This window comes from Sphingobium sp. FG125, assembly GCF_057809795.1.
Window position 1 is genome coordinate 92,964 of sequence record NZ_JBMDKQ010000009.1, and the last position, 25,726, is coordinate 118,689.

26 protein-coding genes and 1 pseudogene are annotated in these 25,726 nt (G+C 59.9%); 17 read left to right on the forward strand and 10 right to left on the reverse strand.

The window, feature by feature from the left end:
• Window positions 1-70 precede the first annotated feature (70 nt).
• Genes ACODSR_RS10895 through ACODSR_RS10905 form a run of 3 tightly spaced genes read left to right on the forward strand, consistent with a single transcriptional unit; the run spans window position 71 to window position 3,362 of the window.
• Window positions 71-2,116: a TadE/TadG family type IV pilus assembly protein gene (locus tag ACODSR_RS10895; protein ID WP_489076363.1), complete on the forward strand. Its 2,046-nt coding sequence runs from the start codon at window positions 71-73 to the stop codon at window positions 2,114-2,116.
• Between the two features lie 8 nt (window positions 2,117-2,124).
• Window positions 2,125-2,709 (forward strand): TadE/TadG family type IV pilus assembly protein, encoded by a 585-nt coding sequence (locus ACODSR_RS10900; protein ID WP_489076365.1) that lies wholly within the window; start codon window positions 2,125-2,127, stop codon window positions 2,707-2,709.
• A complete protein-coding gene (locus ACODSR_RS10905) occupies window positions 2,706-3,362 on the forward strand; it encodes a TadE/TadG family type IV pilus assembly protein (protein ID WP_489076485.1) in 657 nt (218 codons plus the stop codon). The genes ACODSR_RS10900 and ACODSR_RS10905 overlap by 4 nt, the downstream gene beginning before the upstream one ends.
• 36 nt (window positions 3,363-3,398) lie before the next feature.
• Here the strand turns inward: ACODSR_RS10905 and ACODSR_RS10910 are convergent, their stop codons facing one another.
• The 4 genes from ACODSR_RS10910 to eno form a co-directional block, all read right to left on the reverse strand.
• On the reverse strand, window positions 3,399-4,751 hold the full coding sequence (locus ACODSR_RS10910; RefSeq protein WP_489076367.1) for a pyruvate dehydrogenase complex E1 component subunit beta: 1,353 nt from the start codon (window positions 4,749-4,751) through the stop codon (window positions 3,399-3,401).
• A complete protein-coding gene (gene pdhA, locus ACODSR_RS10915; protein ID WP_489076369.1) occupies window positions 4,751-5,827 on the reverse strand; it encodes a pyruvate dehydrogenase (acetyl-transferring) E1 component subunit alpha in 1,077 nt (358 codons plus the stop codon). Before pdhA ends, ACODSR_RS10910 begins: the two co-directional genes overlap by 1 nt.
• 224 nt (window positions 5,828-6,051) lie before the next feature.
• The gene (locus ACODSR_RS10920; protein ID WP_119744283.1) at window positions 6,052-6,363 is read right to left on the reverse strand and encodes an FtsB family cell division protein; all 312 of its coding nucleotides are present in this window, start codon (window positions 6,361-6,363) and stop codon (window positions 6,052-6,054) included.
• Window positions 6,364-6,441: 78 nt separating this feature from the next.
• Window positions 6,442-7,716, reverse strand: coding sequence for a phosphopyruvate hydratase (eno, locus tag ACODSR_RS10925; RefSeq protein WP_489076371.1), 1,275 nt, complete (start codon window positions 7,714-7,716; stop codon window positions 6,442-6,444).
• Window positions 7,717-7,947: 231 nt separating this feature from the next.
• Here eno and ACODSR_RS10930 point away from each other — a divergent pair, with 231 nt between their 5' ends.
• From ACODSR_RS10930 to ACODSR_RS10950, 5 genes are all read left to right on the forward strand, one after another.
• Window positions 7,948-8,589 carry a hypothetical protein gene (locus ACODSR_RS10930; RefSeq protein ID WP_489076373.1) on the forward strand — a complete coding sequence of 214 codons (642 nt, stop codon included), beginning with the start codon at window positions 7,948-7,950 and terminating at the stop codon, window positions 8,587-8,589.
• 40 nt (window positions 8,590-8,629) lie between these two features.
• Window positions 8,630-9,019, forward strand: a complete 390-nt coding sequence (locus ACODSR_RS10935; protein WP_489076374.1) for a phage holin family protein — start codon at window positions 8,630-8,632, stop codon at window positions 9,017-9,019.
• Window positions 9,016-9,339: a hypothetical protein gene (locus ACODSR_RS10940; RefSeq protein WP_489076376.1), complete on the forward strand. Its 324-nt coding sequence runs from the start codon at window positions 9,016-9,018 to the stop codon at window positions 9,337-9,339. The genes ACODSR_RS10935 and ACODSR_RS10940 overlap by 4 nt, the downstream gene beginning before the upstream one ends.
• The gene (locus ACODSR_RS10945) at window positions 9,332-9,886 is read left to right on the forward strand and encodes a hypothetical protein (protein ID WP_489076378.1); all 555 of its coding nucleotides are present in this window, start codon (window positions 9,332-9,334) and stop codon (window positions 9,884-9,886) included. The genes ACODSR_RS10940 and ACODSR_RS10945 overlap by 8 nt, the downstream gene beginning before the upstream one ends.
• Window positions 9,887-9,991: 105 nt before the next feature.
• The gene (locus ACODSR_RS10950) at window positions 9,992-10,213 is read left to right on the forward strand and encodes a DUF4170 domain-containing protein (RefSeq protein WP_489076380.1); all 222 of its coding nucleotides are present in this window, start codon (window positions 9,992-9,994) and stop codon (window positions 10,211-10,213) included.
• Between the two features lie 3 nt (window positions 10,214-10,216).
• On the opposite strand, the gene ACODSR_RS10955 is transcribed toward ACODSR_RS10950, so the two are convergent.
• The 3 genes from ACODSR_RS10955 to carB all read right to left on the reverse strand — a co-directional run bounded on the left by ACODSR_RS10955 (window position 10,217) and on the right by carB (window position 14,771).
• A complete protein-coding gene (locus ACODSR_RS10955) occupies window positions 10,217-10,855 on the reverse strand; it encodes a rhomboid family intramembrane serine protease (protein ID WP_119744290.1) in 639 nt (212 codons plus the stop codon).
• Window positions 10,856-10,878: 23 nt separating this feature from the next.
• On the reverse strand, window positions 10,879-11,355 hold the full coding sequence (gene greA / locus ACODSR_RS10960; protein ID WP_489076382.1) for a transcription elongation factor GreA: 477 nt from the start codon (window positions 11,353-11,355) through the stop codon (window positions 10,879-10,881).
• Window positions 11,356-11,435: 80 nt separating this feature from the next.
• On the reverse strand, window positions 11,436-14,771 hold the full coding sequence (gene carB / locus ACODSR_RS10965; RefSeq protein WP_489076384.1) for a carbamoyl-phosphate synthase large subunit: 3,336 nt from the start codon (window positions 14,769-14,771) through the stop codon (window positions 11,436-11,438).
• A gap of 76 nt (window positions 14,772-14,847) precedes the next feature.
• Here carB and ACODSR_RS10970 point away from each other — a divergent pair, with 76 nt between their 5' ends.
• A complete protein-coding gene (locus tag ACODSR_RS10970) occupies window positions 14,848-15,189 on the forward strand; it encodes an endonuclease domain-containing protein (protein ID WP_489076386.1) in 342 nt (113 codons plus the stop codon).
• A gap of 172 nt (window positions 15,190-15,361) precedes the next feature.
• Here the strand turns inward: ACODSR_RS10970 and ACODSR_RS10975 are convergent, their stop codons facing one another.
• The 3 genes from ACODSR_RS10975 to carA are packed head-to-tail and all read right to left on the reverse strand — an operon-like array spanning window position 15,362 to window position 17,604.
• Window positions 15,362-15,964, reverse strand: coding sequence for a hypothetical protein (locus ACODSR_RS10975; RefSeq protein WP_489076388.1), 603 nt, complete (start codon window positions 15,962-15,964; stop codon window positions 15,362-15,364).
• A 24-nt stretch (window positions 15,965-15,988) separates the two neighbouring features.
• The gene (locus ACODSR_RS10980) at window positions 15,989-16,357 is read right to left on the reverse strand and encodes a ribonuclease E inhibitor RraB (RefSeq protein ID WP_489076390.1); all 369 of its coding nucleotides are present in this window, start codon (window positions 16,355-16,357) and stop codon (window positions 15,989-15,991) included.
• A complete protein-coding gene (gene carA / locus ACODSR_RS10985) occupies window positions 16,354-17,604 on the reverse strand; it encodes a glutamine-hydrolyzing carbamoyl-phosphate synthase small subunit (RefSeq protein ID WP_489076392.1) in 1,251 nt (416 codons plus the stop codon). Before carA ends, ACODSR_RS10980 begins: the two co-directional genes overlap by 4 nt.
• Before the next feature lie 157 nt (window positions 17,605-17,761).
• Between carA and ACODSR_RS10990 the strand changes: the two genes are divergently transcribed.
• The 8 genes and pseudogenes from ACODSR_RS10990 (at window position 17,762) to ACODSR_RS11025 (ending at window position 25,641) form a co-directional block, all read left to right on the forward strand.
• Window positions 17,762-18,214 carry a GatB/YqeY domain-containing protein gene (locus ACODSR_RS10990; protein ID WP_489076394.1) on the forward strand — a complete coding sequence of 151 codons (453 nt, stop codon included), beginning with the start codon at window positions 17,762-17,764 and terminating at the stop codon, window positions 18,212-18,214.
• Window positions 18,215-18,335: 121 nt separating this feature from the next.
• Window positions 18,336-18,743: a GIY-YIG nuclease family protein gene (locus ACODSR_RS10995; protein WP_489076396.1), complete on the forward strand. Its 408-nt coding sequence runs from the start codon at window positions 18,336-18,338 to the stop codon at window positions 18,741-18,743.
• 92 nt (window positions 18,744-18,835) lie between these two features.
• Window positions 18,836-20,677 (forward strand): DNA primase, encoded by a 1,842-nt coding sequence (gene dnaG, locus ACODSR_RS11000; protein WP_489076398.1) that lies wholly within the window; start codon window positions 18,836-18,838, stop codon window positions 20,675-20,677.
• 35 nt (window positions 20,678-20,712) lie between these two features.
• Window positions 20,713-21,054, forward strand: a pseudogene (locus tag ACODSR_RS11005) (DNA primase); the annotation flags it as partial.
• 77 nt (window positions 21,055-21,131) lie between these two features.
• A complete protein-coding gene (gene rpoD, locus ACODSR_RS11010; RefSeq protein WP_489076400.1) occupies window positions 21,132-23,186 on the forward strand; it encodes an RNA polymerase sigma factor RpoD in 2,055 nt (684 codons plus the stop codon).
• 427 nt (window positions 23,187-23,613) lie between these two features.
• Entirely contained in the window at window positions 23,614-24,294 is a 681-nt protein-coding gene (locus ACODSR_RS11015; RefSeq protein ID WP_119744297.1) for a DUF6975 family protein, read from the forward strand.
• 85 nt (window positions 24,295-24,379) lie between these two features.
• Window positions 24,380-25,225 carry an AAA family ATPase gene (locus tag ACODSR_RS11020; protein ID WP_489076402.1) on the forward strand — a complete coding sequence of 282 codons (846 nt, stop codon included), beginning with the start codon at window positions 24,380-24,382 and terminating at the stop codon, window positions 25,223-25,225.
• A gap of 2 nt (window positions 25,226-25,227) precedes the next feature.
• Window positions 25,228-25,641: a GFA family protein gene (locus ACODSR_RS11025; protein WP_489076404.1), complete on the forward strand. Its 414-nt coding sequence runs from the start codon at window positions 25,228-25,230 to the stop codon at window positions 25,639-25,641.
• Window positions 25,642-25,726: the final 85 nt, after the last annotated feature.

Here is a 25,726-nt window from a genome sequence, read left to right on the forward strand (position 1 = left end):
GCATAGGCGAAAGCGTTGCCCTGCCCGGATGTCGGGGGGTGTTGGGCGCGACATGGGTGATTGCGGACAGATGGGCAAGCAAATCGAACATCGCAAAGGGCTTTTGAGCCGTCTGCTGCGCAATCAGGCGGGTAATGTCATGGCCATTGTCGCAGCATCCATCATCCCGCTCGCGGCGCTGATTGGCGGCGGTCTGGACATGAGCCGCGCCTATATGGCCCGCGCCCGGCTGCAACAGGCGTGCGACGCCGCTGCGCTGGCTGGTCGCCGGGCGATGACGACATCGTCCATGACCGACGCGAACAAGGCAGAGGCTAAAAAATTCTTCGACTTCAACTTCCCGCAAGGAACGTTCGAGGCAAATAATTTCGTCCCCGTCATCCAGAGCAAGCCGGGTGAGACGACGACCGTGCAGGTGTCGGCCACGACGACGATGCCGACAACGGTGATGAAGATTTTTAAGTATGAGACGCTGCCGCTGGAAGTGACGTGCGAGGCCCGTTTCGACATCGGCAATACCGACGTCATGCTGGTACTGGACACCACCGGGTCGATGGCCCAATCGATCAGCGACGGCAATGGCGGCACCACCACGCGCCTAGCCGCGCTCAAACAGGCGGTGAAGGATTTTTACGATACGCTGGGTGCCGGATCAGACGCCACCGGACGCATCCGCTATGGCTTCATACCCTATAGCTCGACCGTCAATGTGGGATATCAGTTGCCCACGACAGCTCTGTTAGGCGGCACTAGTGGCGAGACTGCAGACTATCAGACACGGCGGCTGGTTACCACCTACTCGTCGTCGAACAGTAGCGGTAACTGGGTTTATACATCCGGCACATTGTCAGGTTGGTCAAATTACAGTTCATCGACGGGCGGAACGTCCGAGGCCTGCGTTGCACCGGCCGACACATTCAGCACGGTGACGAATAACGGGACAACGTCCAGCAGCACTGCTGCTAACGGAACCATAACCACCACCACTACTACCACTCGTGTCACCAATGGGAACGACTATAAACGCAGCTATACCGCTGCCACATCAGGATATTATACTGGTCCATGGTATAATCGTGTCTGGGTTGCAGGGTCTCCCAGCAGTTGCGTCATAACGGTCAGGACATATACAAATTATACCGAAACCAAGAGCGACACGGCCACACAAACCCCTCAATTTAGCTGGGAATATGGGAAATTTCCGCATGATGTGTCGATTTACATGACCGGCAACGCGGTCGCCAACCCAACATATCATTCCAGTATACCGAGCGATGCGAACGGCACCACAGTGTCCGCCAACAATACATGGTCAGGTTGTATCGAAGAACGTAAAACTGACAGCACTATCACTGCCGCCTCTTCCGCATCCTCAATTCCCGCAACGGCCTATGATCTACAAATCGACACGGCGCCGACAAACGCCGATACGAAATGGAAACCGCACTGGCCCGATGTGGAATTCACATCTGCTGGACGCTGGCTCAATGACAATCGTGAAGATTATTATGCCAGCGACTGGTATCGGGCCACCAGCGGCGGCTGGAACGCCTGCCCCAGTCAGGCGCGCAAGCTGGCCAGCTACAGCAGCCGCACAGCGGTTCCCACCGGACAAACAAGTAGCTTTAACGCCTATGTTGATAGTCTGATCGCAGTAGGCGGCACCTATCATGACATTGGCATGATCTGGGGCGCGCGCTTCCTGTCGCCGACCGGCATTTTCTCTGCCGACAACAGCAGCGCGCCCAACGGTTTCAACATCTCTCGCCATATCGTGTTCATGACCGATGGTAATATGAGCGCCTATGATGCGGTCTATGGTGCCTATGGTTATCAGAAGCAGGATGCCAGGATCGCTGCAGGAAACACCGACAATATAGGATTGACCGCCATCCATAACCGGCGCCTGGAAATGCTGTGCAACGCGGTGAAGGGCAAGGGTATCACTGTGTGGGTCATCGGTTTCCGCAACCAGTCCGAAGGCGATATCGAAACGCCGTTGCAAGGCTGCGCATCCAGCAGCAACCATTGGATGATGGCCTATACCGCCGCATCGCTGACGGAGAAGTTCAAGGATATCGCCAAGAATATCGGCGGACTGAGGCTGTCGCAATGATCGGGGATATGGCGCGCATCCTTACCCGCCTGCGCCACCACAAGCGTGGCGCGACACTGATGGAATTCGGCCTGATCGCTGCCCCCTTGTGTCTGACCATCATGGGCATTGGCGACCTGGCCTATCAATCCTATCTGCGGTCGGTGACGCGCGGCGCGCTGGAGCGAGCCTCACGTTCCGCTTCGGTCGGCACGCTCAATGCGACGCAGATCGACGCCTATATTTCGGCGCAAATGGCGAACATCAATGCCAAGAATGGCACGACATCCGTGATCAAGAAGAGCTATTACAACTTCTCCCGCGTCGGCAAACCGGAGAAGATCACCACCGATACGGTGCCATTAGGCAGCTATAATGCGGGCGACTGTTATGAGGATGTCAACGGCAACAACAGCTACGACACCAGCCTTGGTTCCGACGGTTTGGGCAGCGCCGACGACATCGTCTATTATGAAGTGACGGTGTCGATGCCGCGCATGTTCCCCATGGCCAAGATGCTGGGGTGGAGCGCAACCCAATCGGCGACCGCGACCACGATCGTCCGCAACCAGCCCTGGGCCAATCAGGCCAAACCAACGATACGATGCGTATGAAAGCTACCCAGCTACCGCTGCGCCAGAGACTGGGCGATCTGCGTGATGATACGCGCGGACTGGCGCTAATCGAGTTCGCCTTTTCGCTGCCGGTGCTGGTGGTGCTGAGCATGGCAGGCCTGGAGACGGCCAATCTAGCGCTGGCGCACATGCGCGTCAGCCAGATTGCGATGCTGGTTGCCGATAATGCCGCCCGTGTCCGCACGTCCATTGATGAGGCTGACATCAACGAGATCATGACCGGTGCCGAGCTTTCATCGGACTCGCTCAAGTTGAAGGCCAATGGCCGAATTTTCCTGTCCGATCTGGAACCCAATTGGCAGGCGGGCAGCAATGCGGGGCAGTTTATCCGGTGGCAGCGCTGCTGGGGCAGTGGTGCCTTTACGTCCAGCTACGGTGTAGCCAATGATGGCGCGACCAATTCCAGCATGGCTACAGGTATGGGCCCAACCGACACCAAGATTTTGGCAAGCAGCGGCAGCGCCGTGATGTTTGTGGAAGTGGCCTATAATTACCAGCCGCTGGTCAGCAATACGCTATTCGGGAATAAGGTGATCCGTTATTCCAGCGCCTTCATTGTACGCGAGCGGACCGACCAGACTATCAAGAATGCGGGCAATCTGGCGTCATCGGCCACAGCCGCATGCACCTGATGGAATAGGGGCGGCCTTTCGAGCCGCCCCCTCCTCTTATTTGTAGCAGACCTTCTTGGCCGCCGCGACGACGCGGGCGGCGTCGATCAGGGCGGCCTTTTCCAGGTTTGCGGCATAGGGCAGCGGCACATCCTCATTGGTGACGCGCAGGACCGGAGCGTCGAGGTCGTCGAAGCCCTGTTCCATGACCACAGCGGCGATTTCCGACGCGATCGAGCAGGTTGGCCAGCCTTCTTCGACCACGACCAGACGGTTGGTCTTTTTCAGGCTCTCCAGCACCGTGGCCGTATCGAGCGGGCGCAGCGTGCGCAGGTCGATGACTTCGGCGTCGATGCCCTCTGCCGCCAGCGTTTCGGCAGCTTCGAGCGCAAGGCCGACGCCGATCGAATAGCTGACCAGCGTGACGTCGCTGCCCGACCGCATGATCCGTGCCTTGCCGATCGGCAGGACATAATCATCGACCTTGGGCACGTCGAAGCTGCGGCCGTAGAGCAGTTCGTTTTCGAGGAACACGACCGGGTCCTGGCTGCGGATCGCGGCCTTGAGCAGACCCTTGGCATCAGCCGCATCATAGGGCGCAATGACGATCAGGCCGGGGACGGCGGCATACCAGGGGGCGTAATTCTGGCTATGCTGCGCGCCGACGCGGCTGGCCGCGCCGTTGGGACCACGGAATACGATCGGGCAGCGCATCTGGCCGCCCGACATATAGTTGGTCTTGGCCGCCGAGTTGATGATGTGGTCGATCGCCTGCATGGCGAAGTTGAACGTCATGAACTCGACGATCGGGCGCAGGCCGCCCATCGCCGCGCCGGTGCCGATACCGGCGAAGCCATATTCGGTGATCGGCGTGTCGATGACCCGCTTGGCACCAAATTCGTCGAGCAGGCCCTGGGTCACCTTATAGGCGCCCTGATATTCGGCGACTTCCTCACCGATCACGAACACGCGCTCGTCGCTACGCATTTCCTCGGCCATGGCGTCGCGCAGGGCTTCGCGGACCGTGGTTTTGACATATTCGGTGCCTTCGGGAAGGCTGGGATCAGCGACGGTCGCCTTGGCCGCGACCGGCTTTTTGGGCGCTTCGGGAGCAGCTTCAGCCTTTGCGGGCGCCGCGGCCTTGGGGGCTGGAGCGGCTTCTTCGCCGCCCTCGCCCGCCATTTCGGCGATGACGGTGCCGACCTTCACGCCTTCGGTGCCTTCGGCGATCATGATCTTGCCGATCTTGCCTTCGTCGACCGCTTCGAACTCCATCGTCGCCTTGTCGGTTTCGATTTCGGCCAGGATGTCGCCCGAACGGACGTCATCGCCCTCCTTGACCAGCCACTTGGCCAGCGTGCCCTCTTCCATCGTCGGCGAGAGCGCCGGCATCTTGATTGCGATACCCATTAATATTGCTCCACCAGCACGTCTGTATAGAGTTCGGCCATGTCCGGCTCAGGCGAAGTTTCGGCAAAGTCCGCCGCTTCGCTGACGATCTTGCGGATGTCCTGGTCTATCTTCTTGAGTTCATCCTCACCCACGCCTTGCGCGGCGAGATAGGCTTTGACGCCTTCGATCGGGTCGGACTTGTCGCGCATCGCCTGGACTTCCTCACGCGACCGGTATTTGGCCGGATCGGACATGGAGTGGCCACGATAGCGATAGGTTTTCATTTCCAGCAGGATCGGGCCATTGCCGCCCTGCACCCATTTGAGCGCTTCCTCAGTCGCGCCGCGCACGGCCAGCACGTCCATGCCATTGACCTGGATACCGGGGATGCGGAAACTTTCGCCCCGGCGATAGAGCTGGTCCTCCGCCGACGAGCGGTTGACGCTGGTGCCCATGGCGTATTGATTATTTTCGATGACGAAAATGATCGGAAGCTTCCACAATTCGGCCATGTTGAAGGATTCATAGACCTGGCCCTGGTTGGCCGCGCCATCGCCGAAATAGGCGACGCATACGCCGCCATCGCCATTATATTTGTGGGCAAAGCCAAGGCCTGCGCCCAGCGACACCTGCGCGCCGACAATGCCATGGCCGCCGAAAAATTTATGTTCGACGCTGAACATATGCATCGAACCGCCCTTGCCACGGGAAATGCCCGCTTCACGGCCCGTCAGTTCGGCCATGATGACATTGGGGTCGATACCGTAAGCAAGCATGTGGCCATGGTCGCGATAGCCGGTGATGACGCTGTCCTTGCCGGGCTTAAGCGCCGACTGGATGCCGACCGCGACCGCTTCCTGGCCGATATAGAGGTGACAGAAGCCACCGATGAGACCCAGGCCGTAAAGCTGGCCGGCCTTTTCCTCGAAACGGCGGATGAGGACCATCTGCCGGTAAAATTCCAGCAACTCTTCCTTGGATGCCTTGTAATCAGTGGGAGTTTCAGGGCGAGGCCGGTTATGGTCCGCGCCGGCAGCGGGTGCAGCCGCCTTTGCCGTTGCGCGTGTAGGACGCGGCGTCGTTGGTTTCGCCAAGGCTCTTATCCTTTTGCGTGGGGTAGGATGGAAGGAAGTCCGATATAGCGGCAGAGTTGCATATATTGCAACGACGAAGCCCCGGAATCCGGGCAAGGCCAGCAAGAATTCCGCAAACCATATCCGGCTTGCGAAGTTTGCAAAGTACTGCCCGATCCGCCCGCAGCAAAATTACGGCAACAGCTATTTTCGCGCAAAAACGTTACGCTTTCCGGGGATGTCGCTTAATTGAGCGGAACGATGACTTCGTCATGATGGATGACGCCAAGCTGGCGGCGGATCAGTTCGTCGGCCAGATCGGGATCGACGCGGCGGGGATCAAGCGCTTCGACGCGGTTGCGCAGTTCTGCTTGCGCTGCCTTCGTCGTTTTCAGCTCTGCCTTGGCCGCGCGCAGTTGACGCGAATAGTCGCCCCACGCCAGCACCCCGTTCGACCCCAGCACGACATAACCGGCAAAGACGAGCAGGAGCAGCAGCGCGACCGCCGGGCCAAAGGCCGAGAAAAGAAGGGAACGAAGCTTCGCGATATGCGCCATGGCCAAGATGAATCACAGGGAGGGGCTGGCCGCAAGTAAAAAATGGTTAACTTGCGGCCAACCGAATCCTGACGGATTTTAGCGGAAGATCGAGCGACCCGCGTAAACCGCAACGTCGCCCAATTCTTCCTCGATGCGGATGAGCTGGTTATACTTGGCAAGCCGGTCGGAGCGCGCCAGCGAACCCGTCTTGATCTGGCCGCAGTTGGTGGCGACGGCCAGGTCGGCGATGGTTGCGTCCTCGGTTTCACCCGAACGATGCGACATGACGGCGGTGTAGCGCGCACGGTGGGCCATGTTGACCGCCGCCAGCGTTTCGGTGAGCGTGCCGATCTGGTTGACCTTGACCAGCAGCGAATTGGCCAGCCCCATGTCGATACCCATCGCCAGACGCTTGGGATTGGTCACGAACAGATCGTCGCCGACCAGTTGGACCGAACCGCCAATCTTGTCGGTCAGCGCCTTCCAGCCCTCAAAATCATCCTCGCTCATGCCGTCCTCGATCGACTTGATCGGATAGTCGGCGCACAGGGCAGCAAGATAATCGGCCATTTCGACCGGGCTGAGCGACAGGCCTTCGCCCGAAATCTCATATTTGCCGTTCTTGAAAAATTCGGTCGCAGCGCAATCGAGCGCCAACACGACGTCGTCGCCCGGCTTGTAGCCCGCCTTCTCGATCGACAGCATGATGAAATCGAGCGCATCGCGGGTCGAGGCGATGTTGGGGGCGAAACCGCCCTCGTCACCGACAGATGTTGCCAGACCCTTGTCATGCAGGCCCTTTTTCAGGGTGTGGAAGATTTCCGAACCGATCCGCACGGCATCGGCGATGCTTTCGGCCCCCACCGGCATGATCATGAATTCCTGAAAATCGATCGGATTGTCGGCATGTTCGCCGCCATTGATGATGTTCATCATCGGCACCGGCAGAACATGCGACGACACGCCGCCGACATAGCGGTAGAGCGGCAGGCCCCGCGCGTCGGCTGCGGCCTTCGCCACGGCCAGGCTGACGCCCAGGATCGCATTGGCGCCCAGGTTCGACTTGTTGTCGGTGCCGTCAAGTTCGATCATCGCGGCGTCGATTTCGCCCTGATCTTCGGCATCATAGCCGACCAATGCGTCGGCGATCTGGACATTGACCGCTTCAACCGCACCCAGCACGCCCTTGCCCAGATAGCGCGACTTGTCGCCGTCGCGCTTTTCCACCGCTTCATAGGCACCGGTGGATGCGCCCGATGGCACGGCGGCACGGCCGAAGCTGCCATCCTCAAGGCTGACATCGACTTCGACGGTGGGGTTGCCCCGGCTGTCGAAGATCTGGCGGGCGTGAATGTCGAGAATGGCGGTCATGGTCGCTCCCTGAAATATGGCCTGCGCTGCGGCAGGACGCCTATTTTCGCGCTCCGCTTAGCCAGCGACCCGGTGCTTGGCAATGCAGAGGGGCTTGCATGGACCGAAAAAATGCCGATGGTCGAAATTGGAACGGCTACGGAACTGTGAGCGACCGCAAAGCATTTGACCAAAGTATCAATTGCCGCGTCGCGCGCCCAAGCCGCGCAACCGAAAGGGAGACTTAGGACCATGGCCGACACGCCCGAAACCCCGCCCGCCAAGACCGCAGCGAAGAAGTCGGTCGGCAGGCCGCGCAAGGCCAAGCCGGTCGAGGCCGCCGCCGCCAATGTGCCTGCGGTGAAGCCCGTCAAGGCCACGCCGGTTCGCAAAACGCCCGTGCGCAAGGCGCCAGCGGCCAAGACAGCCAAGAAGCCGGGCAATGGCGCAGCCTCCACCGGCTGGGCGGCACAGATCGCTCCGATCAAGGCGAAGGCGGAACAAGCGGCCAAGTCCGCGACCGATGCGCTGGGCGCTGTCGATTGGAAGTCCCATATCGACCCGATCAAGGAACAGGCCGGCAAAACCGCCAAGTCCGCTGCGGGCGTCGCCAAGGAAAAGACCGGCACGGCCATGCAGAGCCTCGCTAAGCTGATTGCCGATACGGCAGGCACGGTCGATGCCAAGCTGGGCCCGCAATATGGCGATTATGCCCGGCAGGCGGCCGAATCGGTCGCAGGCGCGGCGGACTCGCTCGACAGCAAGGATGTCGACCAGCTGATGACCGAAGCCCGTGACTTTGTGCGTAAAAGCCCGGCGGTCGCGATCGGCGCGGCGGCAGTGGTCGGCTTCGTGTTAATGCGTCTGGCCAAGGGTTCGGACAGCGACGCCTGACATCTGCGCAAAAGCTGCGGCAAGCGCGGCGGAGGGTGATTTGACAGAGATGCCAGCGGAAACGGCGGTGACGCCGCACGCCGACGGGCCGGACGATAGCGCGCCCGATGAATCGGTGCGCGACGTCTTTGCCCGTCTCTATGCCGATGGCCGTGCCTATGCGGCGGCGGAAGCGGACAAGCAGAAGGCGCGCGCTGGCCTGATCGGCGCAGGCGTGCGCGATGCGGCGATCTTTGCCGGGGTTGCGATCATGCTGGTCTTTGCCACGCTGGTCGCCTTCCTGATCGGTCTGATTATCGCGCTGGCGCCACAGCTTGGCCCGCTTTGGGCGACCTTTGCCGTGCTGGGTGCCAGCCTGCTGGTGGCGATCTGCCTGTTGCTGATGGCGAAGGCGCGGATTTCCCGCATGAAGAAAGCGATTACGCCATGAGCGGTGCAGGGCGCTATCAAGAGGCTGTCGCGCGGGCCGAGGCGGCTAAACAAAGCCTGATTTCCAGCGCTCAGGCGGCCAAAGCGCGTATCACGCCCGCCCGACTGAAGCAGGATGCCACGGCCAAGGTGGTGGACGTTGCCATGGACGGGATGGCCTATGCCGCCGCCACCGCGCGTCAGCGGCCAGCCATGGTTGGCGCGGCTGGAGCGGCCCTACTCCTCTTCCTGGCCCGTCGCCCGTTGGCGGCACTTTTCGGTCGGCTGGGCGTTCGAAATGATGATACAAACCCCGACCATTCGGAGACTGATGATGGCTGATATTCGCGCCCAACTGAGCCGCGTCCGCGAAGCGGCGAACGATGTCGCGACAAGCGCGACCGACAAGATCAAGGATGGCACGGAAAAGGCACGCGAAGGCGCGGGCGAACTGATCCAGACCAGCCGCGACAAGGCCAGTGAAGCCTATGGCGACGCGCGCGACCGCACGCAAAAGGTTGCGGCGCGGGCCAACCAGATCGTGCAGGAGCATCCGGTCGTTGCGGTTGCTGGCGCCGTCGCGGCGGGCGCGGTGATCGCCTGGATGTTCCCCAAGAGCCGCGCAGCGATGAAAGCGCTGCCGGGCCTCGCCAGCGCAGCGGGTGCGCGCGTGGTCGAGGCGGCACTGGCCGCGCGATCGGCGGCGTCGGATGGCGCAGAGACGATCAAGCAGGGCGCAAGCGATCTGGCCGCCAACGCGCGCAAAACCGCGGCGTCGAGCGACCTGCCTGCCAAGGCATCGCACCTCACCGATGATGTCGTCGCGATGGTGAGCGCCAAGGTCGATGCCCTGGCCGACGCGATCAAGGCGCGATTGCCGAAAAACTAATCGCAACGGCGGCAAAAGCACGCAGTTGCGGCCCTGCTCCCCCTTGGATGGACGCTGCACCGCTGCTAGGGTCAGCGTTCACCCAAGCGAGGATAAGATAACACCATGAGCAAAATGCATCTGGTGATGGGCGGTCGCGTTACCGATCCACAGACACTGGAATTTCAGAACCTGAGCAAGGTCGATCTGGTCGGCGTGTTCCCTGACTATGCGTCCGCCGAAAAGGCGTGGCGCAGCGCGGCACAGCGGACGGTCGATGACGCGGAAATGCGTTATGTCATCGTGCATCTGCACCGGCTGCTGGAACCGGAACTGCCGTCCGCTTGAAACTTAATTAAGGGGCTGGGGCGGTTTGCGGAAACGCCAGCGCAGCAGCGGGCGCGTCAGCACCAGCCCCACCAGAAAGCCACCAATATGCGCGGCGATGGCGATTTGGCCAAGGTCGCCTAATCCACCTGCGGTCGCGATGCCGATCATCAGTTGCAGGCCGATCCACGCCGCCGCCAGCCAGAGCAGGCGCACGATATTGGCCGATAGCGGCCCGATGCGGCGCACGGTCTGCTGGCTGTAGAGCAAGGCATAGGTCGCCATGATCGCCGAGATTGCGCCGCTGGCACCAACCATGGGGTTGGTAGATCCGGGGTCGATGGCCCATTGCGCAGCGCAGGCACCATAAGCGCCAACGAGATAAAGGCAGAGCGTCCCGCCCTTCCCCAACACCTGTTCGACCTGCCGCCCGCAAAAGACCAACATCAGCAGGTTGAAACCGATATGCAGCCAGCCCGCGTGGATCAGCGCGCAGCTGAGCGGGGTCAGCCAGGCCGGGACCGCCGCCATGCCTTCGAGCAAGGCGGGGTCGCCAATCCGCGCCGGGATGAAGCCGCCAATGATGGCGGCGTCATCGGTGCGTCCGGTGAAATGGAGCAGCAGGAATGCGACGAAAGTGATCGCCGCAATGCCGTTGGTCATCCTGCCTGCGGGTAATTTCACGGTCAGATGAAGGCGATTTTTTCGACCTGGTAGAATTTGTCGCCCGACGGGACCGACACTTCCACATCCTCGCCCACCGTGCGACCGATCAGCGCGCGGCCGAGCGGGCTGTTATAGGAAATCATGCCGAGCTTCGCATCGGCTTCGGCCTGCCCCACGATCTGATATTTGACCGGCTTGTCATCCTCGTCGAGCAGGGTCACGGTCGCGCCGAACACGATCTTGTCGCCCGACAGGCTTTTGGGATCGATGATCTGCGCGCGCGACAGCTTGTCCTCCAGATCGGAGATGGTCGCTTCGACCTGGCCCTGCCGTTCCTTGGCGGCGTGATATTCGGCATTTTCCGACAGATCGCCATGGGCGCGCGCCTCTTCGATGGCGTCGACGATCAATGGCCGTTCAGCCTTGAGTTCGCGGAGCTGCGTCATGAGCTTGTCATAGCCCATCTGCAACATCGGCATCTTCTCAACGGTCGCCATTATGCAAATCCTTCGTCAAAACTTCCCTTTGGCGGCGACCAACATGGTGCCACCCGCAGCGTGTGTCCTTGTGCAGGGGATCAGGCTTGCGACAGGGGATAATAGGACTGGAGCGACCGCACTTCAAGGGGATGGTCCCGTAAAGCCTCGATCGCGTCAGCAGCAGCGACGCTGGCGGCGGCGGTGGTGAAACTGGCAATCTTCGCCCGTAGAGCCGATGTGCGGATCGCCTTGCTGTCCTTCAGGGACTGCCAGCCTTCGGTGGTGTTGAAGATCAGCTGCACATCGCCGTCGGTGATCCGGTCGACAATGTGCGGACGGCCCTGCGCCACCTTGTTGACCGTTTCCACCGCCAGGCCATTATCGGCCAGGAAAGTGGCGGTGCCGCCGGTCGCGATGATGCGGAAACCCATGGCGGCCAGCTTCTTGGCGGCGGGCAGGATGACCTGCTTGTCGCCGTCCTTCAAGGAGATGAACACCGTGCCGCTGGTTGGCAACATGGTGCCCGCACCGATCTGCGCCTTGGCAAAGGCGGTCGCGAAATCGCTATCGATTCCCATGACTTCGCCGGTGCTTTTCATTTCCGGTGAGAGGACCGGATCGACGCCGGGGAAGCGACCGAAGGGGAATACCGCTTCCTTGACCGCGACATGGTTGATGGCGTTGCGGTCGATCACTGGCAGGTTTTCCAGCATCTCGCCCGCCATCACCCGCGCCGCGATCTTGGCGATCGGGGTGCCGATCGCCTTGGCGACGAAAGGGACGGTGCGGCTGGCGCGGGGATTGACCTCGATCAGATAGACGGTGCCATCCTTGACCGCGAACTGGATGTTCATCAGGCCACGCACCGACAGGGCATGGGCCAATATTTCGGTCTGCCGTTCGATTTCCGCGATGATCTCGTTGCTCAAACTATAGGGCGGCAGCGAGCAGGCGCTGTCGCCCGAATGAACGCCGGCTTCCTCGATATGCTGCAACACGCCCGCCACCACGACATCGACGCCGTCGCACAGCGCATCGACATCAACCTCGATCGCGTCGCGCAGATATTGGTCGATCAGCACGGGCGATTCGCCCGATACCAGAACGGCGGTGGTGATATATTCTTCCAGTTGTGCCTGCCCGTCGACAATCTCCATCGCCCGGCCGCCCAGAACATAGCTGGGCCGCATGAGGACGGGGTAGCCGATGCGGTTGGCGACGGCGATTGCCTCCTCCCGGCTGCGGGCGATGCCATTGTCGGGCTGGCGCAGCTTCAACTTGTCGATCAGCGCGGCGAAACGCTCGCGATCTTCGGCCAGGTCGATGGCGTCGGGTGACGTGCCCAAAATGGGGATGCCCGCATCCTCCAGCGCCTGCGCCAGTTTCAGCGGAGTCTGGCCGCCAAACTGGACGATCACGCCCTTTAATGTTCCGTTCGACTTTTCGATGTCGAGGATTTCCAGCACATCCTCAGCGGTCAGCGGCTCGAAATAGAGGCGGTCCGACGTGTCATAGTCAGTCGACACGGTTTCCGGGTTGCAGTTGACCATGATCGTTTCATAGCCGACATCGCTCAGCGCGAAGCAGGCGTGGACGCAGCAATAGTCGAACTCGATCCCCTGCCCGATCCGGTTCGGCCCGCCGCCAAGGATGACGACCTTTTCGCGGTCGGTCGGGGCGGATTCATTCTCCGCCTGCCCGAAGATCGGCGCTTCGTAGGTCGAATACATATAAGGCGTTTTCGCCTCGAACTCGGCGGCGCAGGTGTCGATGCGCTTGAACACCGGGCGCACGCCCAGCTTGTGGCGCAGGGCGCGCACTTCGTCCTCGGTCACGCCGCCGGTCATGGCCTTGACCGCTTCGTGGATCAGGCCGGACCCGCGCGCAATGCCGCGTTCCATGCCGCGCAGATTGGCGGATTTGAGCGCGAGATAGGCGAGGCGCTTGTCGGAAAAGCCCATGGATTTGAGGCGACGCATCCCGTCCGTATCGCGCGGCAGGCCGTTTTCGAGAACTTCGCCCTCCGCCTCGACAATCTCCTTGATCCGTTCGAGGAACCAGGGGTCGAACTTGGCGATAGCGTGGATTTCCGTGACGCTCAGCCCTTCGCGCAACGCCTGCGCCGCGACCAGCAGCCGGTCGGGCGTGGGCTGCGACAGGGCAGCGATGATGTCGTCCTTGGGCGCGCCGACCAGATGATCGACATCGTTGAAGCCGCACAGGCCGGTTTCCAGACCGCGCAGCGCCTTCTGCATCGATTCATGGATGTTCCGGCCAATCGCCATGACTTCGCCGACCGACTTCATCGCGGTGCCGAGCAAAGGTTCGGCGCCCTTGAACTTCTCGAACGCGAAGCGGGGGATTTTGGTCACGACATAGTCGATGGTCGGCTCGAAGCTGGCAGGCGTCGCGCCGGTAATGTCGTTGGTGATTTCGTCGAGCGTATAGCCCACCGCCAGCTTGGCCGCGACCTTGGCGATCGGGAAGCCGGTGGCTTTGGACGCCAGTGCCGAGGAGCGCGACACGCGCGGGTTCATCTCAATCACGATCAGGCGGCCATCCTTGGGATTGACCGCGAACTGTACGTTGGAACCGCCTGTTTCCACGCCAATTTCACGCAGCACCGCAATGGATGCGTTGCGCATGATCTGATATTCCTTGTCGGTCAGCGTCAGCGCCGGCGCGACGGTGATGCTGTCCCCGGTATGGACGCCCATCGGGTCGATATTTTCGATCGAGCAGATGATGATGCAATTGTCCGCACGGTCGCGGACCACCTCCATCTCATATTCTTTCCAGCCGAGCAGCGATTCCTCGATCAGCACTTCGGTGGTAGGCGAAGCGTCGAGGCCACCGCGCACGATGGTCATGAACTCGTCGCGATTATAGGCAATGCCGCCGCCGGTGCCGCCCATGGTGAAGCTGGGGCGGATGATGGACGGCAGGCCGGTAAATTCCAGCGCCTCCAGCGCCTCCTCCATGGAGTGGGCGATGCGCGAACGGGCGGATTCCAGCCCGATCTTGTCCATCGCGTCGCGGAACTTGATCCGGTCCTCCGCCTTGTCGATGGCTTCGGCGTCGGCACCGATCATCTGGACGCCATATTTTTCCAGCGTGCCGTCATTGAACAAGGCCAGCGCGGTGTTGAGCGCGGTCTGCCCGCCCATCGTCGGCAGCACCGCGTCCGGCCGCTCCTTCTCGATGATCTTCGCCACGATTTCGGGCGTGATCGGCTCGACATAGGTGGCGTCGGCAAATTCCGGGTCGGTCATGATCGTGGCCGGATTGCTGTTGACCAGGATGATGCGATAGCCCTCCTCTTTCAGCGCCTTCACCGCCTGCGTGCCCGAATAATCGAACTCGCACGCCTGGCCGATGATGATCGGACCAGCGCCGATGATGAGGATGGACTGGATATCTGTACGCTTAGGCATTGACTGATACGCTCCAAAGCCCTCTCCCTTGAGGGAGAGGGTTGGGTGAGGGTGTGAAACGGTGGTTGAGAAACGCTTGACCGGAGTAGCGCGCAAGCTGCGCGGCGATCCGACCGATGCGGAAAAAGCGCTGTGGACGCGATTGCGCGCCGCGCAGATCGACGGCTGCAAATTCGTCCGGCAATTTCCTATTGGGGCGCATGTTGCGGACTTCGCATGTCGCAGCGCGAAACTGGTTATCGAACTGGACGGCGGGCAGCACGCAACCAGCGACACCGACGCGACGCGAACCCGCGCGATCGAAGCGCATGGCTATCGGGTGGTGCGCTTCTGGAACCATGATGTTCTCGCGAATGCGGACGGCGTGGTTGAAACCATCCGATCCGAGTTGCGGCTCTCCCGAAACCTTCTCCCTTAAAAAGCCCTCCCCCTCGAGGGGGAGGGTTGGGTGGGGGTGCTCGGCGACCATTGCATATCCCATCAGCGCCGATCCCCCTCACCCCAACCCTCTCCCCGCCGGGGAGAGGGAGTCCGGGCGTGTCCAGCACCGATGCTGCGGATGGAGGAGATGTCGGTGCGTTTGGGCATGGTCAACCTAGCAATAGTTTGATTAAATGCTTGGCAGCTTCGCCAAGCGCAGTTCCAACAAATTTATCGGACAAAAACTTCAAAGCAGGGAGAATGAAAGCCGACAATCGGCGCAATCTAAACCCATCACTGTCTGTGATGGTGCCTGCTGATTTCAATTCATCACGTAAAATTTCCCGATCCGTTTGTGGCAGCAGAGAAGCGGTATTGCTGGCTGCAAATTCTTCACGGATCTTCGCAATAGCCTGCTTAATCTGTTCGATCTGTTCAGCGTTATTATCTTTGTGCAAAACAAGATCGGACGAGGGTGCAATGGCGTAATCTTCTAAAGGTTTACCATCCGCAGCAAAGTCCTCAGCAATCAGAATGCCTTTTGGGGTAAGCGAATATATGTCATTATAATTTTCATCCCGGCCAATCTCAATAAGCTTATCAGAGATTAAAGCATTGATCGCAATTTGTGCAATGGCACCGGAGATTTCGCTGTCTATATATTCCCGAATTACTGAAATAGAATACCAATAACTTTCCTCGTCCGAGGATAATAAAAGATCATAAAGCGACATGATGATTTGTCGTTTAACATCTGACAACTTAACCGCCATTTTTTATGTCCTGCTTGGCAGCCATCAATGCACCGCCCCCGTCCGGGCCTCGCACCCCCAGCCGTCATACTCAACGCCGCACAATATCTCGATCTGCAGGCATTTCTTGGTCAGCGCCTTGATTGACGCCTCATCGACCGCCTGTTCGCATTCGAGGAACAGGAACAGGTCGCCATCCTCATCTTCCTCGCGGTCCAGTTCGACCATGCCGAACTGGCTGGCGATTTCCAAGACGCGGTCGAAATCCTTGTCATTGCCTTTGAAGCTGACGTCTACGGCGCGCGGGATCATCGCCTTGTCGCCATTGGCGGCGAGGTTGGCGAGGACTTGCCGGTCCGCTTCCCATTCGGCGGCCAGCCGCGCTTCATCGACGGGGGGCAGCTTGATGCTCATGCCGCCACCGCCTTTTTAAGGCCATCGACGAACCGCTGGAACAGGTAGAAACTGTCCTGCGGGCCGGGCGAGGCTTCGGGGTGATACTGGACCGAGAAGGCGTTTTTGTCGGTCAAAGCAATGCCGCAATTGCTGCCGTCGAACAGCGAGATATGGGTCGAACGCACATTGGCGGGGAGCGTGGCGGCATCGACCGCGAAGCCGTGGTTCATGCTGGTGATTTCGACCAGCCCGTCCTCCAGCCGCTTGACCGGATGGTTTGCGCCTCTGTGGCCCTGATGCATCTTGATCGTCTTTGCGCCCACGGCAAGGCCGAGCAACTGGTGGCCAAGGCAGATGCCGAACACAGGAATGTCCGCGTCCAGCACCTGCCGGATCACCGGCACGGCGTAAGCGCCGGTCGCAGCGGGATCGCCCGGACCGTTGGAGAGGAACACGCCGTCGGGGGCGAGGGCCGACACCTGATCGAAAGTCGCGGTCGCGGGCAGCACGGTGACGCGCGCGCCGGCCTTTACGAGGTTGCGGAAGATGTTGTTCTTCGCGCCATAGTCGATCGCGACGACATGGGGTCTTGAACTATCTCCGTTCGCTTCGAGCGTAGTCGAGAAGCCGCTTTCAGGTGTCTCGACTACGCTCGACACGAACGGGATTTGGGTTTCGTTCAGGCTATATCCTTTGCCCAGCGTCCAGCCGCCGTCACTCCACAACCGGCTGTCCTTGCCCGTCACTTCGATGGCGAGGTCCATGCCCTCCAGACCCGGCCAGGCGGCGGCCTTGGCAGCCAGCGCGGCGATGTCGAACGCGCCATCGGGATCATGGGCGATGACGATATTGGGTGCGCCCTTTTCGCGGATCATGCGGGTCAGCGCACGGGTGTCGACGCCCGACAGGCCGATGCGGCCATGGTCACGCATCCAGTCGTCGAACGGCTGGACGTTGCGGAAATTGCTGGGTTCGGTCACGTCCTGCCGCACGACGCAGCCCAATGCGAAGGGCGCGTCCGCTTCCACATCATCCGCATTGGTGCCGACATTGCCGATATGGGGGAAGGTGAAGGTCACGACCTGGCCCGCATAGCTGGGGTCGGTCATGATTTCCTGATAGCCGGTGATGGCGGTATTGAAGCAGAGTTCGCCCACCGCTTCGCCCACAGCGCCAAAACCACGGCCGAACACGGCGGAACCATCGGCAAAAACCAATACCCCTGTCGCTCCTTTGGGCACAATGAGGGTCTTGGCGTCAGCCATGGTCGGGTGGTCCTTTTTTGCTTTTGCGGGGTCCCGTCTGGTGCGGGTTAAACGGCCGGTCACCTATGCCTGTGCGGCGTCGCGGTCAACGCCTGTTAAAAATCTCTTTTGGCACTATATCTGCTCCTTTCCGAATAACGACAGGATTCGCTTCGCCATGATTCGCGATACCATCAAGAGCGCCCAGATCACAGCCATGAAGGCGGGCGACAAGGACCGTCTGGCCGCCGTGCGCCTGATCATGGCCAAGCTGAAAGACCGCGACATCGAATTGCGCGTGGCCAGCAACGTGCCTGACGACGATGTGGTGGTGGTCGAAGTGCTGCAAAAGATGGTCAAGCAGCGCCGCGAATCGATCGAGATGTTCACCAATGGCGGACGCGACGAACTGGCCGCCAAGGAACAGAGCGAGCTTGAGGTGATCGAGAGCTTCCTGCCGCAGCAGCTGAGCGAGGATGAGACGAAGACGGCGATCGAGGGGATCAAGGCCGAAGTCGGCGCAGCAAGCGTGAAAGATATGGGCAAGGTGATGGCGGTGCTGAAGGAACGGCACGGCCAGGTGATCGACATGAGCAAGGCCAGCGCGCTGGTGAAGGCGGCGCTGGGTTGACATTGTTATGCCCCTCCCTTCCAAGGGAGGGGTTGTCCACAACCTCCGTTCGTTTCGAGCGAAGTCGAGAAACGCCAAGCGTGACGCTCGACACACGGACGGGTTCAGGCATATTCCGCACATGGCTTTCTGGACCTACATGCTGAAATGCTCTGACGGTCGATATTATACCGGCCACACCGATAATCTCGATCACCGCATCGGCCAGCATCAATGCGGTGAAGGCAGCACTTTCACGCGAAAACGCCGTCCAGTAGTGCTGGTCTGGAGCGAAGCTTTCGGCACACGGATCGAAGCACTGGAAGCGGAGCAGATCATCGGCGGCTGGTCGCGCGCCAAGAAGGAGGCGCTGATTGCCGGAAACTGGTCATTGGTGTCGCATTTTGCCAGACCGCCGCACGAGCGAAATCCAGCCCACACTCCGTTCGTTTCGAGCGAAGTAGAGAAACCCCAAGCTCAGCCCGGATGTTTCTCGACTTCGCTCGAAACGAACGGAGGTGGTGAGACATCGCGGGAGGAGAGATTGTGAGTCTGACCCCCGCCTTTCTAGACGAATTGCGTGCGCTACCGATACGCCCGTGTTATGATAGCAGTCCCTTAGTTAGATTTTTGATGTGAGATATGTCCCTAACGCCACAGTTTCTTGATGAGCTGAGAGCACGGACATCGCTGTCGACGCTCATCGGCAAGACTGTCAAAGTCCAGAAAGCGGGCCGCGAGTATAAGGCGTGCTGCCCATTCCATAACGAGAAAACACCCAGCTTCACGATCAACGACGAGAAGGGCTTTTACCACTGTTTCGGCTGCGGCGCGCATGGCGATGCGATCCGGTGGATGACCGACCAGCGCGGCCTGTCCTTCATCGACGCTGTAAAAGACCTGGCTTTGGCCGCAGGAATGGAAGTTCCGGCCGCTGATCCCCGTTCTGCCCAGAAGGCCGAACAGGCGAAAGGGCTGCATGATGTCATGGCTGCGGCGCAAAGCTTTTTTGAGGATCAATTAGGCGGAATTGATGGCAGCGAAGCGCGCGAGTATCTGAAACGGCGAGGCATTACTGAGGCCACACGTAGGACATTTGGTTTTGGTTATTCCCCTGATTCACGAGGGAAGCTGAAAATCGCGCTGCGGGACTTCGGTGAGCCAATGCTGATCGAATCTGGCCTTCTTATTGATCCAGATGGCGAACGTGACAGCTACGACCGTTTCCGTGGTCGTCTGATGCTCCCGATTCGCGATGCGCGCGGTCGGGTGATCGCCTTCGGCGGTCGCATTCTTGGCGCTGGTGAGCCGAAATATCTTAACTCTCCCGACACACCGCTCTTCGACAAGGGACGCACGCTCTACAATCTCGATCGTGCTTCGCCGGCAAGTCGCAAAACTGGCCGACTGATTGTCGTCGAAGGTTATATGGACGTGGTCGCTCTGGATCAGGCAGGCTTCAGTGAAGCAGTCGCACCTTTGGGCACAGCGCTAACCGAGCATCAGATCGAACGGCTATGGAAAATGGTCGATGTTCCGATCTTGTGTTTTGACGGCGATTCTGCGGGCCAAAAAGCGGCTGATCGTGCTGCCTTGCGAGCTTTGCCAATTTTGAAACCGGGCCAGAGCCTGGCGTTCGCGACCCTCCCTGCTGGAATGGACCCGGATGACGTTATTCGCTCCAGCGGACCAGAAAAATTCGAGACGTTTCTCGCTTTAGCTAAGCCTCTCGTTGAGCGCGTTTGGCAGCTTGAGATGAAAGCGCAACCAGTCGAAACCCCTGAGGGGCGCGCCGGTCTTTTACAACGCCTTCAAGAACGCGCTTCGACTATTGGCGACCCCTTTGTTCGCAAAGAATATGGCACTGCGCTAAAGAATATTTTTTACGAAAATTTCGGCTGGAAGCGAAATGAACGTAGAGAAATTCGGAAACTGATCGACCAAACTCGTACAGAAATCGAGCAATTGCGCGATATAAAGTTAAAATTAGAATACGCCATTCATCGCGCCATGCTTTTAGGACTGTCTCGTTGGCCCAAAATATTGCTGAGTCATAGAGAAACCCTACTTTCAATAAATCACCCTAGCGCCCTTCTATCCAGATGGCGCGATATTCTCGTAAATGCGAGTTTTAGGAATTTTATAAACGAGTCTATTCTTGATGCAATTTTATCTGAGAGCGATATCGCGCCGGATACTAAATGGAAAATAATAGAGGATTTGAAATTCACATTCATTTGTAGATCAACCGATCCCGATGTAGCCGAGGTTGATCTCGGAAAGGTGATTGATATCATAGCCGTCGAACAGGATTTGGCCCGTCAGATCGATGAGTATGAAAAGCAAATTGCCCATTCGCAGTCGGACACTTGGATGACTGATCAACAATGGCAAGTTCACAAGCACCTCTACTCGCAAAAGCGCGCTTTTGATGAGCAGGTGAGAGAGTTCCTTGACTACCAAGAGGAATTGCTCGCCGCGTAGGCTTATGCCTCATACCGCAGGAAACTGAAGGCATCGCTTCCTTTCGCAAAGAAACAGTTGAAACTGATGGCCTCCTTACCATATTGGGGCCAGGTGAAGTGTATAATATGGCGAAGGGGATGCTTCGGGCCGACACGTTCACATTCACCCCCCACAGGATGATAACCGACGCCGATCGCGTGACCCGCGATCTGGAAGAGGCCATTGGGGTGATGGCGCAGGGACCGGAGCTGGACGCTGCGCTGGCGGAGGCGACGAGACGGGCGAGGGATGACCTCAACGAGGAAAGCTATGCCGAGCAGCAACGGGTCCATCGACTGAAAATGGACCATGACAGCCGCCTGGCGGAACTGGCGCAGTCCGACGACATTGAATGAGATGGTCGTTCCGATATGGAACGAGGGATTTATATGATCGCTCCCGCAAGAGGGGGCGGCGGAGTTAAGGCGAATAGATGGCGACCAAGGCGAACAGCAAAAGTGCGGGTGCGGGCGATGGCGGGGATGAAGGCGGCGATGCCCCCCTGCTCGACCTCAACGAAGCCTCGGTCAAGAAGCTGCTCGCCCGTGCCAAGAAGCGCGGCTACATCACCTATGACGAGCTGAACAACGCCCTGCCGCAAGACCAGATGTCCTCCGAGCAGATCGAGGATGTCATGTCCGCGCTCAACGATATGGGCGTCAATATCGTCGAAAATGAAGAAGCCAGCGATGATGGTGAGGACCAGCAGCGCGAGGATGATAATGACGACGCCAATGAAACGGCGGAGGACGACGACGGCTCGCCCCGGCTGATCACCGAGAAGAAGAAGGAAACGGTCGATCGCACCGACGATCCCGTTCGCATGTATCTGCGCGAAATGGGCGCAGTGGAACTGCTCAGCCGTGAGGGCGAAATCGCCATCGCCAAGCGGATCGAGGCTGGCCGCGACACGATGATTTTGGGGCTGTGCGAAAGCCCGACCACCTTCAACGCGATCATCGAATGGTCGACCGCGCTCAACAATGGCGAAATGCAGCTCCGCGAGATTCTCGATCTCGACGCGATGCTGTCCAAGGACCCAGCGCCTGAAAGCCTGGAAGAAGGCGCCGAGGATGATGATGGCGAAATAAGCGAAAAGACCGCTGGTCCCAGCTTCAAGGAAGAGGAGGAGCCTGAAGAGGAGTCCGCCGACGCCGACGAGGATGAGGACGGCACCGAACGCCGCCCCCGCCGGGTCGAAGAGGAAGAGGAAGAGGACAACACCCTCTCCCTTGCCCAGATGGAAGAAACGCTCAAGCCGATGGCGCTGGAGAAGTTTGCGACCATCACCGATATTTTCCGCGCCTTTTCGAGCATCCAGGCCGCGCGCATGTTGGCCATGGGCAATGGCGACGCGCTGAGCCAGGCGGAAGAGGACAGCTATCACGAGCTGCGCGAAAGCCTGACCGCGCAGGTCGAAAGCGTGCAGTTCCACCAGCAGAAGATCGAATATCTGGTCGATCAGCTCTATGCCTATAACCGGCGCCTGACCGCGCTGGGCGGGCAGATGCTGCGTCTGGCCGAACGGCACAAGGTGCCGCGCAAGGACTTCCTCGACCGCTATGTGAACCATGAGCTGGACGATGGCTGGATGGACCGGGTCGCGGGCCTCGACAAGAAATGGACCGCCTTCGTCGCTGCCGAAGGGCGCGCGGTGGAACGCATCCGCACTGAAGTCAGCGAAATCGCGCAGGCGACCGGCATGTCGCTCAGCGAATTCCGCCGCATCGTCAACATGGTGCAGAAGGGCGAGCGCGAGGCGCGGATCGCCAAGAAGGAAATGGTCGAGGCGAACCTGCGCCTGGTCATCTCCATCGCTAAAAAATATACGAACCGCGGCCTGCAATTCCTTGATCTTATTCAGGAAGGCAATATCGGCCTGATGAAGGCCGTCGATAAATTCGAATATCGCCGCGGTTACAAGTTCAGCACCTATGCGACCTGGTGGATCAGGCAGGCCATCACCCGCTCGATCGCGGACCAGGCGCGGACCATCCGTATTCCGGTCCATATGATCGAGACGATCAACAAGCTGGTCCGCACCAGCCGCCAGTTCCTGCACGAGCAGGGCCGCGAACCGACCCCGGAGGAGATGGCCGAGCGCCTCTCCATGCCGCTGGAGAAGGTGCGCAAGGTGATGAAGATCGCCAAGGAGCCGATCTCCCTCGAAACGCCGATCGGCGACGAGGAGGACAGCCATCTGGGCGATTTCATCGAGGACAAGAATGCCATCATCCCGGTGGACGCCGCGATTCAGGCGAACCTGAAGGAAACCGTCACCCGCGTGCTCGCATCGCTGACGCCGCGCGAGGAGCGCGTGCTGCGGATGCGCTTTGGCATCGGCATGAACACCGACCATACGCTGGAGGAAGTGGGCCAGCAGTTCAGCGTGACCCGCGAACGCATCCGCCAGATCGAGGCTAAGGCGCTGCGCAAGCTCAAACATCCAAGCCGCAGCCGCAAGATGCGCAGTTTCCTCGACCAGTAAGCTGCTGCTTATCGGTGATTATCAAAGGGCGGCCCGCACAGGCCGCCCTTTTTTATGGCGATTATGTAGTTTGCCAACCCGATATTGTCGTATTGAACAATGCCCATCATCCTCTTGCAAGCTGATGTATCGCATATGATTTTTCGTTATTACACGACGTCATCCTGAATTTATTTCAGGATCCATTCCTCGTCACTAGCGACGGCTTGTGGGGCACGATGGATGCTGAAACAAGTTCAGCATGACGAGCGTAAAGAACGCAATTTCCGTATCGGATAGCCGTCGCCTGTCGGGGCAGGATTTTGATGCCAGGCTTACAAAGAACATGAAGGCCTTTTTTCTCGTCCGTAAACCGCTCCTTTACCCCGTTGCCCTAGCTTGACCGTCAAATCCCCGCTGGCGGACCGGGGCTGACAGGGAATGGTATATGAGCGAAGCGGCACCACGCTATCAATTTGGCGATATATCGCGGATATTGGAGGCGCTGGTCGCTGCCGATGGCACGGCGGCCCATGCCTATGCCAATCGGGCGGGCGCCAGCGTGGCGCGCGATTCGCTGCTGTCGCTGGGCGATCTGGCCGATGGCGCTTATTATCTCTGCCTGCTCCACGGCCGCCATCCCGGTGTGATCGATCATGCCGCCACCCGATCGGCCGATAATGCCGCCCGTGCCTGGCTGATCGAGGCCGCCGATTCCTTTGCTACCGAACGTGCCTACCTGACTCAGGTTTCGGTCGCCGTCGGCCCTGCCCCCAGCACGGCGGGCCAGGCTGATTGCGAAACCACCGTTGGCCAGCAACGCCATGCACTCGACATGCTCGCCCAGTCCGACCGGCGCGGTTGCGCCATGGGCGCGGCGATGGCGCTGGTGCTGGACTGGCGCGCGGTGCGCCATATTCTGGACATGGCGGCGATCCGCGCGGGGCTGGAGCCGCATCGCTGCACCCTGCCCGACCGCGCCGCCACGCTGGAGGTCGCACGCGCGATCGGCGGCGATGATGTCGTTGACCGGGCGATCCAGTTTGGCGCGCGCCAGTTGCTGAACCAGCATCGCGGCCTGTGGGATCTGCTCGCCGCCCGCGCCGACGTGCGCGCGCGCCAGCTGTGACCCCTCACCGATAACGCCAGCGCGGCTTGCGTCCCTGCCCCGCTTTGCCTAGTCCGAAAACAGGACAGCAAGGCGGACCAGAAATATGCGTTTTGAAGGCACCCAGGATTATGTCGCCACCGACGATCTGAAAGTCGCGGTCAATGCCGCGGTGCTGCTGCGCCGTCCGTTGCTGGTGAAGGGCGAGCCGGGGACCGGCAAGACCGTGCTGGCGCAGGAGATTGCGACGGCGCTTGGCGCACCGCTGATCGAATGGAACGTCAAATCCACGACCAAGGCGCATCAGGGCCTGTATGAGTATGATGCTGTCGCCCGCCTGCGCGACGGCCAGCTGGGCGACGAGCGTGTCCACGACATTTCCAACTATATCCGCAAGGGCAAGCTGTGGGAGGCGTTCACCTGCCCCACTTTGCCCGTGCTGCTGATCGACGAGATCGACAAGGCCGACATCGAATTCCCCAACGACCTGTTGCAGGAACTCGATCGCATGGCCTTCCATGTGTACGAGACGGGCGAGACGATCGCAGCAGCCGAGCGCCCCATCGTCATCATCACGTCGAACAATGAGAAGGAATTGCCCGACGCCTTCCTGCGCCGCTGCTTCTTTCACTATATCAAATTCCCCGACCGCGAGACGATGCAGGCCATTGTCGACGTCCACTTCCCCGGCATCCAGAAGATACTCGTCAGCAAGGCGATGGATATTTTCTACGAGATTCGCGACGTGCCGGGCCTGAAGAAAAAGCCCAGCACCAGCGAATTGCTCGACTGGCTCAAGCTGCTGCTGAACGAGGATATGCCGCTCGACGTGCTGCAAAACAGCGATCCGACCAAGGCGATCCCCCCGCTGCATGGCGCGCTGCTCAAAAATGAGCAGGATGTGATGATGTTCGAGCGGCTGGCCTTCATGGCGCGGCGGCAGGGGCGCTGACGATGGCGCATGTAGGCGGATGCCTGTGCGGCGCCGTCCGCATCATGATCGACGCGGAACCCATGGCCGCGCGCCAATGCTGGTGCCGCCTGTGCCAATATCTGGGTGCCGGGTCAGGCACGGTGAATGTCTGCTTCCCCAGCGATCAGGTTACCACCACCGGCGAAGTTCGCTGGCATGACAGTATCGCGGACAGCGGCAATGCGATGAAGCGCGGCTTCTGCCCGACCTGCGGCACACCGTTGTTCAGCTTGGCCGAATCACGCCCGCATCTGACCTTCATCCGCGCCGGTGCGCTTGACGATCCGGGGTTGATCGGACCCCAGGCGGTGATCTGGACCGATGCAGCCCCCGCCTGGGCGCATCATGATCCCGACCTGCCGCATTATCCAGCGCAAATCCCGCCAGTCGCCTGAATTAGGCTCTTGCGCGCCCGTGCTTTGTCTGTAGCGTCTCTGTCATAGTTCAAGGCCGCGCCAAGATGGTCTGTTCTGGAGAGGG

Coding starts and splice junctions, on each gene's coding strand:
- ACODSR_RS10955 (WP_119744290.1), bottom strand. CDS start 10,855: ATGACCAACGGCATTGCGGCGATCACTTTCGTCGCATTCCTGCTGCTC.
- eno (WP_489076371.1), bottom strand. CDS start 7,716: ATGACCGCCATTCTCGACATTCACGCCCGCCAGATCTTCGACAGCCGG.
- carA (WP_489076392.1), bottom strand. CDS start 17,604: ATGGCTGACGCCAAGACCCTCATTGTGCCCAAAGGAGCGACAGGGGTA.
- ACODSR_RS10905 (WP_489076485.1), top strand. CDS start 2,706: ATGAAAGCTACCCAGCTACCGCTGCGCCAGAGACTGGGCGATCTGCGT.
- ACODSR_RS10950 (WP_489076380.1), top strand. CDS start 9,992: ATGAGCAAAATGCATCTGGTGATGGGCGGTCGCGTTACCGATCCACAG.
- greA (WP_489076382.1), bottom strand. CDS start 11,355: ATGGCGACCGTTGAGAAGATGCCGATGTTGCAGATGGGCTATGACAAG.
- ACODSR_RS10895 (WP_489076363.1), top strand. CDS start 71: ATGGGCAAGCAAATCGAACATCGCAAAGGGCTTTTGAGCCGTCTGCTG.
- carB (WP_489076384.1), bottom strand. CDS start 14,771: ATGCCTAAGCGTACAGATATCCAGTCCATCCTCATCATCGGCGCTGGT.
- ACODSR_RS11025 (WP_489076404.1), top strand. CDS start 25,228: ATGGCGCATGTAGGCGGATGCCTGTGCGGCGCCGTCCGCATCATGATC.
- dnaG (WP_489076398.1), top strand. CDS start 18,836: ATGTCCCTAACGCCACAGTTTCTTGATGAGCTGAGAGCACGGACATCG.
- ACODSR_RS10920 (WP_119744283.1), bottom strand. CDS start 6,363: ATGGCGCATATCGCGAAGCTTCGTTCCCTTCTTTTCTCGGCCTTTGGC.
- ACODSR_RS10910 (WP_489076367.1), bottom strand. CDS start 4,751: ATGGGTATCGCAATCAAGATGCCGGCGCTCTCGCCGACGATGGAAGAG.
- ACODSR_RS10995 (WP_489076396.1), top strand. CDS start 18,336: ATGGCTTTCTGGACCTACATGCTGAAATGCTCTGACGGTCGATATTAT.
- ACODSR_RS10900 (WP_489076365.1), top strand. CDS start 2,125: ATGGCGCGCATCCTTACCCGCCTGCGCCACCACAAGCGTGGCGCGACA.
- ACODSR_RS11015 (WP_119744297.1), top strand. CDS start 23,614: ATGAGCGAAGCGGCACCACGCTATCAATTTGGCGATATATCGCGGATA.
- ACODSR_RS10940 (WP_489076376.1), top strand. CDS start 9,016: ATGAGCGGTGCAGGGCGCTATCAAGAGGCTGTCGCGCGGGCCGAGGCG.
- ACODSR_RS10945 (WP_489076378.1), top strand. CDS start 9,332: ATGGCTGATATTCGCGCCCAACTGAGCCGCGTCCGCGAAGCGGCGAAC.
- ACODSR_RS10930 (WP_489076373.1), top strand. CDS start 7,948: ATGGCCGACACGCCCGAAACCCCGCCCGCCAAGACCGCAGCGAAGAAG.
- rpoD (WP_489076400.1), top strand. CDS start 21,132: ATGGCGACCAAGGCGAACAGCAAAAGTGCGGGTGCGGGCGATGGCGGG.
- ACODSR_RS10980 (WP_489076390.1), bottom strand. CDS start 16,357: ATGAGCATCAAGCTGCCCCCCGTCGATGAAGCGCGGCTGGCCGCCGAA.
- ACODSR_RS11020 (WP_489076402.1), top strand. CDS start 24,380: ATGCGTTTTGAAGGCACCCAGGATTATGTCGCCACCGACGATCTGAAA.
- ACODSR_RS10990 (WP_489076394.1), top strand. CDS start 17,762: ATGATTCGCGATACCATCAAGAGCGCCCAGATCACAGCCATGAAGGCG.
- ACODSR_RS10975 (WP_489076388.1), bottom strand. CDS start 15,964: ATGGCGGTTAAGTTGTCAGATGTTAAACGACAAATCATCATGTCGCTT.